Raw genomic sequence first — 13,679 nt, 5'->3', positions numbered from 1 at the left:
CATAAAGGAGTCGGAGCATCTTTTCCTTCGATTCGCCGAACAAAGCGCAAAAGCATGTGACATTGTTGTCACATGTCGGTCATGCTCACAAAATCATTCCGTTTCGGAAAGATTAATGTGAAGGTGGTGCCGATGCCCGGCTTCGATTCCACCTGAATGCGGATCAAAAGGGCATCGGCTACTTTTTGCGTTAAATAGAGCCCCATGCCGGTTGCGGCACCGTCCTGATGCGAGGTGGTTGACGTGAAGCCTTTGTCGAAAATCCGGGGCATGTCCTTCGGATCAATGCCGCGTCCAGAATCCTGGATGGTGAGTCTGACATGATCATCCGTGAGATCACTCTCGATGAGGATGTCCGAAGCGTTGCTGTATTTGACTGCATTGGTCAACAGCTGGCGGATGATAAAGCCCAGCCACTTGGCATCGCTGAGCACTTCCGTTACCTCAAGGGAAACGTCAAATCCGATGCCTTTCTGCATGCACCAGGACTTGAGCGCACGTATTTCCTGAAAGATGATCGGTTCAAGCGCGGATACCTCGATTACCAGATCATTCCGGATAAAGGGGATGCGCTTCTGGTGCAGCTGCTGGTCAAGCAGCAGGTGGATGCGGAGCCACTCATACTGGAGCTGAGCTTTTAACGTCTCGTCTTTCATGCGCTCGATCATCAGCTGCATGGTGGTGAGCGGCGTTTTCACTTCGTGAATCCAGGATAACAGCTCGTCCTCCTCCCCTTGTATCTCCATTAGACGCATGGAGGATTCCTTCTTGAAGCGCTCGGTTTGCAGGGAGAGGATGTCCATGGCAATCGCCTCAAAGGGGTGCTCCGGCTCGCTGATGGCGGCTAAATCGTAAGTGTCATCCCATGCCTGGAGGCTTTTGTAGAACTTGGTTTCCCGGTTGTACCTCACGAACAGAAACACCAGGAAGAACAGCATCGACAGAAACACGATATAAAGGATGGGCAAGAACGGGATTTGGGAGTCCACGGCGGCTATGAACAGTAACAGCAGCTGCAGAAACAGGAAGAACAGAATCCAGCTTAGTCGTTCCCGGATATAGGCTATCATCATGTATGGGCCTCTTCCGTGGCCATATAACCTTGTCCCACTTTGGTTTCGATGTAGGGATCAAGACCGAGAGGCTCCAGCTTCTTGCGCAGCCGATTGACGTTGACCGTTAAGGTATTATCGCTGACAAAATGCTCGTTGTCCCATAAGCTCTTGATTAGATCCTCCCGGCTGACGATTTGATTCTTCCGCTCCATGAGGATTTTCAGAATGAACATTTCATTCTTTGTCAGTTCAGCGGTGCCCTGGGGGCTGCTAATCGTATTTTTACCGAATTCGACAGTGGCTCCGCGCCAAGTTCTCAGCTCGGTCCGTTCGGTATTGTAATTGTATACCCGGCGCAGAGTGGCCTGTATTTTGGCAATCAGGACATCGAAGTGAAACGGCTTCTGAATGAAATCATCGGCTCCAAGCTGCATGGACATCACCATATCCGTCGGATGATCGCGGGAAGACAAGAAGATAATCGGCACGTTCGAGTGGGACCGAATCATTCGGCACCAATGGAACCCGTCAAACTTCGGCAGCTGAATGTCGATAATGACCAGATCGGGCTGAACGGCTGTAAATTCCTGAAGTACGGCGCTGAAATCGTGGACGCCATAAACGTCATACGACCATTGCGAAAGGCGCTCCTGCACTTCATGGAATAGGGTCACGTCGTCTTCGATTAACATAATTTTAAACAAGAGATTCACCACGCTTTATAGGGTTGTTCAAAAGTCCCTTAGCAAACCTTCCCGGTGCTAAAAAAAGTTGACTGTTGAACTTGCACTTTACTATCCATATTTCATTCCCAGTGTATAGCAAAATGTCGATATGTGCTATCTGTGGGCAGCCATTCTGCGTGTGCGCATGTGACGAGGCTTAAATACCTATTTACAAACATTTCCTCACTTCCCATAATAGAAATGAGCCTATGACTTGGGAGGGGAAAACTATAGTTATGTATAAGAAGTTCAAATGGTTGACTGTACTCGTTGCAGCTGTGCTGGTCGTTATGACAGGATGTCAGGCTGTCGGGGGACTGGATATCAACAAGGCGTTGCTTACCAGTCTCGATGTTAAATCCAGCGAATCCAAGGCAAGTATTCGATTCGAGGTGGTGCCATCAGACAAGGCCCTATCGACTGAAGATAAACAAGCGATTGATCTCATTAATTCGTTATCCTTGAATATGGACCATGCCATCGTGCAGGATAGCAAAACCGTGTCCATTCAGGGCAGTGTCCAATATTCGGACAAGAAAATTCCGCTTCATATATCCATGGATTCCAAAGGAATGGCGATTCAATTGGAAGGCGCCAAGCAGCCGTTCTATCTATCGATGGATACGACCGTTCCCGGATTGCCTGATACCAGTCAGTATGAGCAGGCGATTCAAGATGTCGTGAAGAAGGCGGCAGGGCTTGTGCTGAAGCATTTCCCGAATCCATCGACAATCGCGGTGAAGTCCGCTCAGGAGAAGGTGAACGGGGAAAGCTTGAACCTGACGCATCTCCATATGGAGTTGACGGGTGAGGAAATTCTGAATATGTTCAAACCCTTCGCAGAGAGTTTACTTAAGGACGAAGCCGGTTTGAAGCAGTTGATAGGCGATGCTTACGATGCTATTTATCCGATGATGACCAGCATTGGCGAGACCTACGGCGAAGATGTGGAGCTCCTGCCGCAAGAGTCCAAGGAAGAAGCCGTCGCTTCGCTTTACGAAATGGTTCATGGCGGTTTGAGCGAGCTGATGGTAAATTACGATGAACAGAAGAAACAGTTATTAGAGGAGGTTCCTGGATCCGAAACGGTCTTCGGCAAGGATACAACACTCAAGCTGGATTATTTCTTCGATGAGCAGCTGAATACACGCAAGAGTGCGTTGGAACTAAACATCGCGCTTCCGGCTTCTGAGGAACTGCCGCTGAAGTCCTTTAAGGTTTATTCCGAGAGTGAAGTATGGAACATCGGTGGCGCGGTCAAAGCCAATCAGGTAGACACGTCCAAAGGCGTGCTCGACGTCTTGAACGGGACGGTGACGCCAGGCCAAGTGCTGCGGAACTTTGAAAAGGATTCCCTCATCTATAACGTGTTGAAGGATGATCTGAAGATCACGCAAAAATCGATGTTCCTCAGCCCCTCAAGCGATGATTATGGATATGGTGTAATCAAGAAGAACAATCAGAGCTTCGTCCCGCTTCGTTACCTGGCAGACCAGTTAGACGCCGAAGTGAAGTGGACCAAAGGCTCCAAGAAAATTACAGTCATCAATGATCTGACAGGGGAAGAAATCGTATTGACCGTAGGCTCCAAAACAGCCAGCGTCGGCGGTGAAAACGTGACGCTGAAGGAAGCTCCATTCGTGCATAGCGATGGTTCTACCTATGTTCCGCTTCGGTTTATGGCCGAAGCGCTCGGCGCAACGTTACATCAGGAGGGCGACGGCTGGATTTCGGTTAAACGTGATTAACGAGTATTGTTATTGATAACGGGGCAGGCCTATACCTGTTATGAAACGTTAGGATTTAAAGTATAGCGGGGCTGTTTCCTATCATCTTGGGATGATGGGAAACAGCCTTTTTGTCATTACTTCCTTCATCGCGCCAACTGTACCGGTACAGTTGGCGTTATTTCAAATCGTCAGGAAGTCCTTCCTACCGTAAGATAAGTAGCAAATGTACCAACCTCCTCTGGTTGGACTCAAATAGAGAAGATGAAGGAGAATACTTATTATGAATACACCGAATACAAGCCGTGCTTATGCCGCCGCGTTGGGATATACAGTCATCATTGGTTTTTCCTTTATGTTTGTGAAGCTGGCGCTGATCGTCTCTAACCCGCTGGACACATTGGCCCACCGGTTCACTATTTCGTTCATTGCCGCATCGCTTGCACTCCTCATCGCCCGTAGAAAGGTCAAGCTGGATTTGAAACGGCTGCTGACCATCGTGCCGCTGGCCATATTCTATCCATTCCTGTTTTTTACGCTGCAAACCTTCGGTTTGGTCTACACCTCTTCAGCCGAGGCCGGGATCATCCACGCTACCGTACCGATCTTTACGTTGCTCTTGGCGTCACTGTTTTTGAAGGAACGCTCCAGCTGGGCACAAAAGCTATTTACCGTGTTGTCAGTGTCAGGGATCATCTCTATATTCGTGCTGAAGGGCGTTTCCTTCGAGACATCAAGTACGCTCGGGATTGTACTAATTCTGCTGTCGGCGCTTTCCAACGCGATATACAGCGTGATGGCACGCAAGTTAACGCAGAAGCAGTCGGTACTTGATATAACGTTCATCATGTCGATGATCGGATTCGTGCTGTTTAACCTGATGTCGGCCGCTCAACATGCTGCGCAGGGGACGCTCGTACATTATTTTGACCCGTTTCTGCATCCATCCTTCGTATGGGCCGCTCTGTATCTTGGCGTTTTGTCCTCCCTTGGAACATCGCTACTGTCAAATTATGCATTGTCCCAGATGGAGGCATCCCGGATGGGCATCTTTAACAATCTGGCCACCGTCGTCACGATTTTCGGAGGTGTCGCCTTCTTGAATGAAGAGCTGGCTTATTATCATATCATTGGAGCAGCGCTTGTCCTTATTGGTGTGATTGGGACCAGCCTTGCAGGGAGATCCAAGAGCGCTAGTCGTAAACCGCTTGTGCGGAACAAGTCGAAACCAGCTTAATCTGTTTGTTGTAGAGAAATTGTCGAGTTCCACCATGTATGATTACAGGCTGTAGCATCTGTACACACGACCACTTGTCATAATATTCTACTAAAAACAGATGAAATCATACTTAGAGGTGGAGTTAAACTATGAAAAAGAAAGGAGGCATGCTGGCTCTCATTGTTATTTTGATGTTCCAAGGTATATTTGGTACGGGCCTTGGTACGTTTAATGGCCAGAGGGTCAGTGCGGCTGGAGCGGGCAATCCGGATCCAAACCCGGGTAACCCCGATCCGAATCCTGGCAATCCGGATCCAAACCCGGGTAACCCCGATCCAAACCCAGGTAATCCAGGGACATCACCGGGCGGTAATACCGATGAAGGAACGCCAACCGTTCCCGGGGAAGTTGTACAACCCGGAGAAACCAATCCCGTCGTACCGGGCGAAGTTGATCCAGAACCAATCCCTGTAGAGGAACCGGAAGAAGATGACACCCTGGTTGGGGACGAGACGGCGAAGCCGGAAGATCCTTCTACCCCATCCGCCGGGAACAATACGAATCGTAATCCGGTGAATGAAACCAAGCCGGAAGGCGGCCCGATTGCCACGCTCCCGAAAACAGGAGAGAGCAATCCAGCACCGTTCCAACTCGGAGGACTGGCACTTATACTTGCAGGCTACTTCTTAAGCCGCCGCCTGCGTAACAAACGTCAATAAATGATGATATCCCCTTCTCCCTGCTAATATCTGGAGAGGGGGATTTGAATTTCAATTATAGTAAGGAAGGACGGCTGTTCATGCGGAAACTTTCGGTTGCCTTGATTCTTGTTGGATTTCTCATATTCTTATATCCGATCCTCCGCGACTGGAATGCGGACCGCCAGCAGGATGGCTTGCTGAAGGAAGCAGCGCGAATCGAGGCTGAAGCTCAACAGAGAACCGCGCAAGATAACGTGGCTGTTCACTACAAGGAGCTCTCCCGTATCCTGGATGAGGGAGAGGCACCAGCTTCAACACAAGAGGAACAGGCCAGTTATGAAGAAGGTTCACCTATCGGCATTATCACCATTAGCAAGTTGAAGTTAGAACTTCCCATTCTGGAGGGAGCAACCCAATCGAATATGAAGAATGCGGCTGCTCGCGTAACGGGGACGGCAAAACTCGGAGAAGCCGGAAATGCCGCCATTGCCGCCCATCGCGCCCATAAGACCGGGCGTCTGTTCAATCGATTGAATGAGCTCACATACGGCGATGAGGTCATCATAAAAACGGAAGGCCGTGAACTGATTTACCGAGTTGACCAGATTTCCGTCGTGGAGCCGACCGATGTATCTGTTCTGGAAGGAGACCCGGATGAGCAGATCATTACACTGATCACTTGCGATCCTATCTACGAGGCTACACATCGTTTGATTGTCCAGGCTGAACTCGTTTCCGATTAAGTGTCTCCTAAGGATCCTCAAGATCTGTAGAGAACTCCTTCGGTTAGGGTTAGATCCCTAAAAAAGACTTGAGATATTAGGTAGCACCTAATAAAATAAGGTGTGAGCTAATATTTGAATGGAACGGGAGGGGGACCCTTTGCTCGAATGGATGCTACGTAATGTGATGGCGGAGAGAGGGATATGGTCGGGAGCGGCTTTGGCGCGGCTGATGAAAGAGAAGGCGAATTACAGCCTGTCAGCTGCTTCCATTAGTGCCTTGCTGACGAACCAGCCCAGGCAGATGAAGGCAGAGACGTTAGATGCCCTTTGCACAACCTTAGAGTGTACTCCAGGTGACTTATGGGTGCATACACCTCCTTCTAGAACTAAGGGGGCTTAAGTGAATGACGGTTAAAGCTATTGTGCCATTCGGGGATCCGATCTTGCGAAAGATCGCCCGGCCAGTCGATACCGTAAATGCCAGAGCATTGAAGATTCTGGATGATATGGCAGAGACTCTGTATGACAGCGAAGGGCGCGCTGGTCTTGCCGCACCACAAATCGGTATATTACGAAGACTTATTGTCATGGACTGCGGAGAAGGATTGATCGAGCTGATTAATCCAGAAATCGTAGAGATGGACGGGGAACAGCTGGGCCCCGAAGCGTGTCTCTCTTATCCAGGGTATTACGGATATGTGAAGAGAGCCAATAAAGTTAAGGTAAAGACATTGAATCGCCAAGGCGAGACGGTAATTCTGGATGGCGAAGATTATCTGGCCAGATGTATGCAGCATGAGATTGATCACCTGAACGGCATATTGTTTGTGGACCATGTTCGGGATGGATGGTTGTATCACGAGGAGACCCATCAACGCATCGAGCTGTTTCCTGTCATTGGGTTATCCAATACAGGCGCATAACGGACATGGAGAGTCTCTCTCTTATGAGGAAAGAAATAGAACGGCTGGATGTTCTTATGTCCGGCCGTTTTTTGTATATCATGCACGGCTAAAATAAGATTTTGAATGTAGAAGGTTGACGGAACAGAATTCTTGTGATATTATTATCTTAAATTAAAGATGTTTTAAATCGAAATAATAATTTATGTAGGTTGCGCCAACACTTTCTAAATATAAGAGATGGAGGAATTAATCATGAACGGATTAAAAGGAATTCACCACGTAACAGCCATTACGAGCAGTGCCGAGAAGAACTACGAGTTCTTCACCTATGTGCTCGGCATGCGGCTCGTGAAGAAGACGGTTAATCAGGACGATATTCAGACATACCACCTGTTCTTTGCAGATGACAAGGGCAGTGCCGGCACAGATATGACCTTCTTCGATTTTCCGGGGATCCCGCAGGGCAGACATGGTACAGACGAGATTTACAAAACCTCGTTCCGTGTCCCTAACGATGCAGCGCTCGAATATTGGGTCAAGCGATTTGACCGAATGGATGTGAAGCATCAAGGCATTCAAGAGTTATTTGGCAAAAAGACACTCGCCTTTGTTGATTTTGACGATCAGCAGTATCAGCTCATCTCCGATGAGAGCAACGAAGGTGTGGCTTCAGGAACTCCTTGGCAGAAAGGACCGATTCCGCTGGAGCATGCAATAACAGGACTCGGCCCGGTGTTTGTACGGGTATCCAACTTCGATAATTTCAAGGAAATGATGGAGAAAGTGCTCCAATTCAAGGAAATCGGCAAGGAAGGTTCACTTCATCTGTTTGAGGTTGGTGAAGGCGGTAATGGCGCACAGGTGGTTGTTGAGTACAACGCCGTGCTTCCAAGAGCCCAGCAGGGCTTCGGCACTGTACACCACGCGGCCTTCCGGGTCGAGGACCGCTCAGTGCTGGAACATTGGATCAAGCGTCTGGACGACTTCCAGTTCCATACGTCAGGCTTTGTAGACCGCTATTTCTTCCAGTCCCTGTATGCGCGTGTTGCACCGCAAATTCTGTTTGAGTTCGCAACCGACGGTCCAGGCTTCATGGGCGATGAGCCATATGAAACGCTGGGCGAGAAGCTGTCTCTGCCTCCATTCCTGGAACCAAAGCGCGAACAGATCGAGCGTATGGTTCGTCCGATTGATACCGTTCGCAGCACGAAGGAATTCGTAAAGGAATAATGTAATGAATCTTAAGAAGCAATCCGCTTATTTACGACAAGGGCGGATTGCTTTTTTTTGTATCGCTGAAATAATGGATCTTACTATTCATCCCACTTCATCCGAACCAAACGGATGGTCCACGATGTACAGCCAGCTTCCGTAAGGTTGCTGTCTCACGATTTCGGAGGTATAACCTTGAAGCAGAAGAGGTTGGCCGTCCCGGTCCGAGGTACGCAAGGTAAAATAGGCACGCAGCATAGCGATATTTTCAAATGGGATGCAGTATAGATTGGTGGAGACCATCTTGCCTTGAAGCAGCAGCAGTTCCTCCAGCGTATGGTGGAAAGAATGAATTCCGATCTCCAAGCTTCCATTGCGGTGAACATGAATACTGTTCGGTTCATACAACGCCAGCACCTGATCGATATCCCCTGAGTTATACGCGTCAGCAAATGCAGCATTCATATCCTCGGGCTTCCAAACTTGGCTTGCGGGAGTGGATGGTTTCATTGAATCTCCTCTTTCTGTATGATGATAGCAATAGCCTATCTGAAAATGAAAGCTGTGATAAGTACGCAGAATTTTATGACATAGTCATCTATTTATGACCAATGACCAAGGGGGTTCAGTAATACATATGCCATATCAGGATGAGAAAAAAGGGTGCCCGGCTGAAGTGGGCTTGCACATGATTAGTGGGAAGTGGAAGCCCCGAGTCCTGTATGAGCTGTTTCAGGAAACCCTGCGTTTTGGTGAGCTGCATCGGAGAATACCTGAAGTATCAAGGCATGTGCTTACCGTGCAATTGCGGGAGTTAGAGGAGAGCGGCATCGTGAAACGGACGGTGTATCAAGAGGTGCCTCCCAAGGTGGAGTACTCGGTAACGGAATTTGGCCGGAAATTTGAAGCGTTGCTTGAGCAGATGGTTATTTTGGGTCAATTGTATATCGATTCTCAAGAGGTCCCCAACGAATAGCACTTCAAGATAGCCTCGATCAGAAGAATTATCCTTTGCTGCACACATTCACCGATTAAGTACATCAATTCTGGTTTAAATACAAATACTGTATAGGAATGGATGACTTAATAGCCTGAGGTGGAGCATATGAAAGGGAGTTTATTCAAGAACATCGTATTTACGGTTTCGGCCGTCATCATTGCCATTCTTGCTATTCTCGGGGCTGCTATGCCCGGAGCTTTCGGGGAAGTGGCAGGGTATTTGTACAGATTTACGACGAATACGTTCGGCTGGTTCTATCTGCTCTCGATCTTTGTGATTATTATATTTCTGATCTGGGTGGCAACCAGTAAATACGGCACGATTCGTCTTGGTGGAGATAAGGAGAAGCCCGAGTATCCGTTCTTCACCTGGATCGGAATGCTGTTCTCTGCGGGATTTGGTGTAGGGCTGGTGTTTTGGGGTGTAGCTGAACCCATGAGCCATTTTTTTAAGACACCCTTCGGCGGCGTTGAAGCACAAGGTGTAGACGCGGCACGTGTGGCTATGGGCTATTCTTTTTTTCATTGGGGGGTTAGTCAGTGGTCCGTGTTTGCCCTTGTCGGACTTGTGATTGCGTTTCTTCAGTTTCGTAAGCAGAAGGATGGGCTGGTTTCTACAGCGCTTGAGCCTGTCACCGGCTCGAAGCCCGGTGTGAAGGATACGATTGATATCCTCGCGGTGATTGCAACGGTCATGGGTATCGCGACTTCTATTGGACTTGGCGTTCTGCAGATGAGCGGTGGTTTGAACACCATTATGGGAGTAAACAACGGTGTCGGCTTGCAGTTAATAATGTTGGGGCTTATTTTCGTTGCTTATATGATCTCGTCGACAACGGGGCTGGATAAAGGGATTAAATACTTAAGCAACCTGAATCTCGCGATGGCGCTCATTTTCTTATTGTTTGTGTTTGTTAGCGGCCCCTCCGTCTTCATCCTGGAGACCTTTACTTTGGCGCTTGGCGATTACATTACGAATTTCGTATCGTACAGCCTGCGGCTTCAACCCTATGCCGAAGGCACATGGGTACGGGAATGGACGATCTTTTACTGGGCCTGGGCGATTGCTTGGTCCCCGTATGTGGGAGCTTTCGTAGCGAGGGTATCCAAGGGAAGAACGGTTCGCGAATTCATTGTGGGTGTGATGGTCGTGCCGCCGGTCATTGCCTGTCTGTGGATCGCGGTATTCGGCGGGACGGCCATCTGGTTTGATTTGCACGAGAGCACCGGGATTGCTGCAGCCGTTAATGCGGATGTCACGTCGGCACTGTTCCAATTGTTCAACCAGTTGCCGTTTTCTTCAGTCATGAATGTGCTGGCGATTATACTCATTCTGACGTTCCTGGTGACATCTGCGGACTCAGCAACCTACATTTTATCCAGCATGACCACTTATGGTAGTCTGAACCCTCCTCAAATGGCAAAAATCGTGTGGGGCACGCTCATGGCAGCCATAGCCGGTGTCCTGCTTTTTGCAGGCGGGCTGGAAGCGTTGCAGACGGCTTCATTGATTGCGGCATTGCCGTTCACGGTGCTGCTGCTGCTGTTGGTCATTGCCGTGGTGAAGCTGCTGAGCCGCGAGCCGATTCCGATTCGGAAGGCTGATCTGAAGCGGTTCCGCCGCCTGGAGGAAGCGGCCAACCGGGGGAAGAAGTGAAGGCAAACGCTTGGCGGAACGAGGTTTTATATTACCTGCGCGATAAAGAGGGCATCCATGCGGTACCCTTTTTATTTTGTGAAGAGATAAGCTCGGAAATGACCGCTACCATAGCCAAGCCAATACAAGCATAGTAATGACATGTGTAAGTAGTAGGCATACCAGGAAGACAGCCCAAGGGATCGGAATAATCCATGAATCCAATTAAAACATAGGATGTTTAGGATCACAAAGAGGTATATGGGGAACTGAAGGAGGATTCGTTTCTTGAAGGATCCGGACTTCATGTCGTCACCCGGGGTATAGGATTGCTTTCTATCAACATACGTTCGATCCAGATAGACATACAGCTCACCGACAAAATAACCTGTGAGGTACATTCCAACGATAGCGATGTTGATCCAGCCTGCATCCTGTCGAGGCAGCCCGAGGTTGATCAAGAGGTCAAATATCCAGAACATGCATAGTGAACTGATCGTCACGATGATCCATAGAGGAAATGTTGACATCCGTCGCTTTGCAGCTGAATCGACCGCTTCCTTTGATTTTGCCATAATACCTCCTTTTTGTTTACCGAGATAATTATCCTTATATTACCTTATTTATGAACTCTATGTATGAATGAAGCGATTCACCGCATACAAAATAGCCCTTATTACACCTCTGAAAGAGTGCAATAGGGGCTATTAGGTGTTCATTTGAAAAGAGAATAACGGTTATTTTTTCTTCAGCAGCAAATATACAAAATACGGCGCGCCGATAATAGCGACCATAATGCCTGCGGCGATGCCATCAGGATCCACGATATTCCGTCCGATCGTGTCTGCGAGCAGCAGCAGCCAGCCCCCGATCAATATGGCAATCGGAATGTACATCTGATTCCGCGGGCCAACCAACGCTTTGGCAATATGAGGACCCATGAGTCCGATGAACGTGATGCCGCCTGTGACCGACACCGCGGATGCTGCGAGCGCTACGGCGGCCAGAAGCAGCACGATGCGCTCCTTCTCAATGGATACGCCGACGCCGATGCCCACGGGATCGCTTAATCCCAGCAGATTCATACGCTGAGCCTTGTACAGGGTGAATGGAATCAGGATGATCAGCCAGGGCAGAAGCGCCACAATGAAGGGCCAATCGGAGCCCCATATCCCTCCAGCCAGCCACTTGGCGATAAAATCGACCTTAGTCCGCTCGGCAGATGATGTGAGCACAATCATGACGCCCGAGAGTGCCATGGAGAACCCGACACCGGTAAGCACCAATTTAACGGGCTGCAGGCCTTCGCCTTTTCGGAAAGAGAAGAGGTAGATGCCCACGGCCGTTAGCACAGCTCCGATAAATGCCGCCAAGGGCAGCATGTAAATAAAGGAGCCGGCTTCGATCGGGAAGAACAGGAAGAATACGGCTACGCCGACCCCGGCCCCGGAGTTAATGCCGATAATTCCGGGATCCGCGAGATCATTTCGGGTGATGCTCTGCAGAATGGCACCCGATAAGGCGAGCGCCATTCCGGCCAGCAAAGTAATGAGCATGCGCGGCAGGCGTACATCGAAGATAATGAATTTCTCTTTGAAGCTGCCTTGGCCCAGCAGGGTTGGAATAATCCGGTCATAGCTAACGGACGAATAACCGAGACCCAAACCAACGAGGACAGTAACCACTGTAAGGATCAACAATACTAGAAACGTAATTCTTTGTTTTCTTAATAACGATGGATGAATCATGACATTCCCCGCCCTCCTTTGCGTACGATAAACAGGAAGAAGGGCAATCCCATGATGGCGATCAGAGCGGCTATGGGCGTTTCGTAAGGAGCATGCAGCGTTCGTCCGACCGTGTCGGCAAACAGCATAAATATAGCTCCTACCAGAGCGGACATCGGGATGACATGACGGTAGTCGGTTCCGACGATCCCGCGGACGATATGGGGAATCATCAGGCCGAGGAAGGCCAAATTCCCCACCAATGCCACAGAGGTTCCTGCCAGGAGGACAATCACGACAAACAGGACGCCTTTGATAGCAGCAATGTTTTGTCCCAAACCGACGGCGACTTCTTCACTCAGGCTAAGGATGGTCAGCTGTCTTGATAGCACGATGGCAATCATAATTCCAATGAGAATAAACGGAAATATCGTCTGCAGCTGCCCCCATGATGTACCGATCACGCCGCCTGCCGTCCACATGGACACATCCTTGGATATTTTGAAATAAATCCCGATTCCTTCGGCGATGGCGTACAGGAATGCGGATACGGCTGATCCAGCCAGCACCATCTGTAAGGGAGAGAAGCCGCCTTTTCGCATGGCTCCAATGCCGAAGACCATCACGGCACCGACTGCTGCTCCGATGAAGCAGGCCACCATAATGCCAAAATAATTGGCAGACGGCAGGAAAGCCAGTGTGAAGGCCAGCGCCGCATTCGCCCCGCTGGTAAGGCCGAGCAGGCCGGGATCCGCCAGCGGATTGCGGGTAATGCCCTGCATGATGGCACCGGAGACCGCCAGCGCGGCTCCGACCAGAATAGCGGCAACCTCACGGGGCAGCCGAATTTCGCGAAGGAGGGATAATTTCTCGCCCTCCATCGAGGTGGTGAGGGCAAACCATACATCCTTGATGCTGGTTTCAGCTGCGCCGAACACCATCGCAACGACAAACATGCCCATAAATACGATGATGCCCGCAGTCAATTGGATTGAAAAAGGAATGGACCGTTTCGTAGGCTTTGTCATGGAATCATCTTTTCATCTTA

The 13,679-nt window shown here is 49.5% G+C and carries 15 protein-coding genes; 9 read left to right on the top strand and 6 right to left on the bottom strand.

What is annotated here, in order from left to right:
- Positions 1-68 precede the first annotated feature (68 nt).
- Both MHH48_RS33790 and MHH48_RS33785 read right to left on the bottom strand, forming a co-directional pair.
- Entirely contained in the window at positions 69-1,073 is a 1,005-nt protein-coding gene (locus MHH48_RS33790) for a sensor histidine kinase (protein ID WP_076323742.1), read from the bottom strand.
- A complete protein-coding gene (locus MHH48_RS33785; protein ID WP_076324066.1) occupies positions 1,070-1,759 on the bottom strand; it encodes a response regulator transcription factor in 690 nt (229 codons plus the stop codon). The genes MHH48_RS33790 and MHH48_RS33785 overlap by 4 nt, the downstream gene beginning before the upstream one ends.
- Before the next feature lie 257 nt (positions 1,760-2,016).
- Here MHH48_RS33785 and MHH48_RS33780 point away from each other — a divergent pair, with 257 nt between their 5' ends.
- From MHH48_RS33780 to MHH48_RS33750, 7 genes are all read left to right on the top strand, one after another.
- Positions 2,017-3,528: a copper amine oxidase N-terminal domain-containing protein gene (locus MHH48_RS33780; protein ID WP_076323743.1), complete on the top strand. Its 1,512-nt coding sequence runs from the start codon at positions 2,017-2,019 to the stop codon at positions 3,526-3,528.
- 262 nt (positions 3,529-3,790) lie between these two features.
- On the top strand, positions 3,791-4,744 hold the full coding sequence (locus tag MHH48_RS33775; RefSeq protein WP_076323744.1) for a DMT family transporter: 954 nt from the start codon (positions 3,791-3,793) through the stop codon (positions 4,742-4,744).
- A 131-nt stretch (positions 4,745-4,875) separates the two neighbouring features.
- Positions 4,876-5,445: an LPXTG cell wall anchor domain-containing protein gene (locus MHH48_RS33770; protein ID WP_076323745.1), complete on the top strand. Its 570-nt coding sequence runs from the start codon at positions 4,876-4,878 to the stop codon at positions 5,443-5,445.
- Between the two features lie 44 nt (positions 5,446-5,489).
- A complete protein-coding gene (locus MHH48_RS33765) occupies positions 5,490-6,170 on the top strand; it encodes a class D sortase (protein WP_256720643.1) in 681 nt (226 codons plus the stop codon).
- Between the two features lie 139 nt (positions 6,171-6,309).
- The gene (locus MHH48_RS33760; RefSeq protein ID WP_071220536.1) at positions 6,310-6,552 is read left to right on the top strand and encodes a helix-turn-helix transcriptional regulator; all 243 of its coding nucleotides are present in this window, start codon (positions 6,310-6,312) and stop codon (positions 6,550-6,552) included.
- Between the two features lie 4 nt (positions 6,553-6,556).
- The gene (def, locus tag MHH48_RS33755) at positions 6,557-7,075 is read left to right on the top strand and encodes a peptide deformylase (RefSeq protein ID WP_076323746.1); all 519 of its coding nucleotides are present in this window, start codon (positions 6,557-6,559) and stop codon (positions 7,073-7,075) included.
- A gap of 219 nt (positions 7,076-7,294) precedes the next feature.
- Entirely contained in the window at positions 7,295-8,287 is a 993-nt protein-coding gene (locus MHH48_RS33750; RefSeq protein ID WP_179090660.1) for a ring-cleaving dioxygenase, read from the top strand.
- A gap of 87 nt (positions 8,288-8,374) precedes the next feature.
- On the opposite strand, the gene MHH48_RS33745 is transcribed toward MHH48_RS33750, so the two are convergent.
- Entirely contained in the window at positions 8,375-8,779 is a 405-nt protein-coding gene (locus tag MHH48_RS33745; RefSeq protein ID WP_076323748.1) for a DUF4440 domain-containing protein, read from the bottom strand.
- Between the two features lie 127 nt (positions 8,780-8,906).
- Between MHH48_RS33745 and MHH48_RS33740 the strand changes: the two genes are divergently transcribed.
- Complete coding sequence (locus MHH48_RS33740; protein WP_076323749.1) at positions 8,907-9,245, top strand: helix-turn-helix domain-containing protein; 339 nt, start codon at positions 8,907-8,909, stop codon at positions 9,243-9,245.
- 129 nt (positions 9,246-9,374) lie between these two features.
- Entirely contained in the window at positions 9,375-10,925 is a 1,551-nt protein-coding gene (locus tag MHH48_RS33735; protein WP_076323750.1) for a BCCT family transporter, read from the top strand.
- Between the two features lie 71 nt (positions 10,926-10,996).
- On the opposite strand, the gene MHH48_RS33730 is transcribed toward MHH48_RS33735, so the two are convergent.
- The 3 genes from MHH48_RS33730 to MHH48_RS33720 form a co-directional block, all read right to left on the bottom strand.
- Positions 10,997-11,479: a hypothetical protein gene (locus MHH48_RS33730; protein ID WP_076323751.1), complete on the bottom strand. Its 483-nt coding sequence runs from the start codon at positions 11,477-11,479 to the stop codon at positions 10,997-10,999.
- Positions 11,480-11,641: 162 nt separating this feature from the next.
- Positions 11,642-12,652, bottom strand: coding sequence for an iron ABC transporter permease (locus MHH48_RS33725; protein ID WP_076323752.1), 1,011 nt, complete (start codon positions 12,650-12,652; stop codon positions 11,642-11,644).
- On the bottom strand, positions 12,649-13,659 hold the full coding sequence (locus tag MHH48_RS33720) for an iron ABC transporter permease (RefSeq protein ID WP_076323753.1): 1,011 nt from the start codon (positions 13,657-13,659) through the stop codon (positions 12,649-12,651). The genes MHH48_RS33725 and MHH48_RS33720 overlap by 4 nt, the downstream gene beginning before the upstream one ends.
- Between the last annotated feature and the right edge of the window lie 20 nt (positions 13,660-13,679).

The sequence above is a fragment of the Paenibacillus sp. FSL F4-0100 genome (assembly GCF_037993005.1).
Lineage (GTDB): Bacteria > Bacillota > Bacilli > Paenibacillales > Paenibacillaceae > Paenibacillus_AQ.
The sequence above is the reverse complement of the archived record's forward strand: the minus strand, read 5'-3'. Positions and strand labels throughout refer to the sequence as shown.

Coding starts and splice junctions, on each gene's coding strand:
- MHH48_RS33790 (WP_076323742.1), bottom strand. CDS start 1,073: ATGATGATAGCCTATATCCGGGAACGACTAAGCTGGATTCTGTTCTTC.
- MHH48_RS33780 (WP_076323743.1), top strand. CDS start 2,017: ATGTATAAGAAGTTCAAATGGTTGACTGTACTCGTTGCAGCTGTGCTG.
- MHH48_RS33775 (WP_076323744.1), top strand. CDS start 3,791: ATGAATACACCGAATACAAGCCGTGCTTATGCCGCCGCGTTGGGATAT.
- MHH48_RS33770 (WP_076323745.1), top strand. CDS start 4,876: ATGAAAAAGAAAGGAGGCATGCTGGCTCTCATTGTTATTTTGATGTTC.
- def (WP_076323746.1), top strand. CDS start 6,557: ATGACGGTTAAAGCTATTGTGCCATTCGGGGATCCGATCTTGCGAAAG.
- MHH48_RS33750 (WP_179090660.1), top strand. CDS start 7,295: ATGGAGGAATTAATCATGAACGGATTAAAAGGAATTCACCACGTAACA.
- MHH48_RS33745 (WP_076323748.1), bottom strand. CDS start 8,779: ATGAAACCATCCACTCCCGCAAGCCAAGTTTGGAAGCCCGAGGATATG.
- MHH48_RS33740 (WP_076323749.1), top strand. CDS start 8,907: ATGCCATATCAGGATGAGAAAAAAGGGTGCCCGGCTGAAGTGGGCTTG.
- MHH48_RS33735 (WP_076323750.1), top strand. CDS start 9,375: ATGAAAGGGAGTTTATTCAAGAACATCGTATTTACGGTTTCGGCCGTC.
- MHH48_RS33730 (WP_076323751.1), bottom strand. CDS start 11,479: ATGGCAAAATCAAAGGAAGCGGTCGATTCAGCTGCAAAGCGACGGATG.
- MHH48_RS33725 (WP_076323752.1), bottom strand. CDS start 12,652: ATGATTCATCCATCGTTATTAAGAAAACAAAGAATTACGTTTCTAGTA.
- MHH48_RS33720 (WP_076323753.1), bottom strand. CDS start 13,659: ATGACAAAGCCTACGAAACGGTCCATTCCTTTTTCAATCCAATTGACT.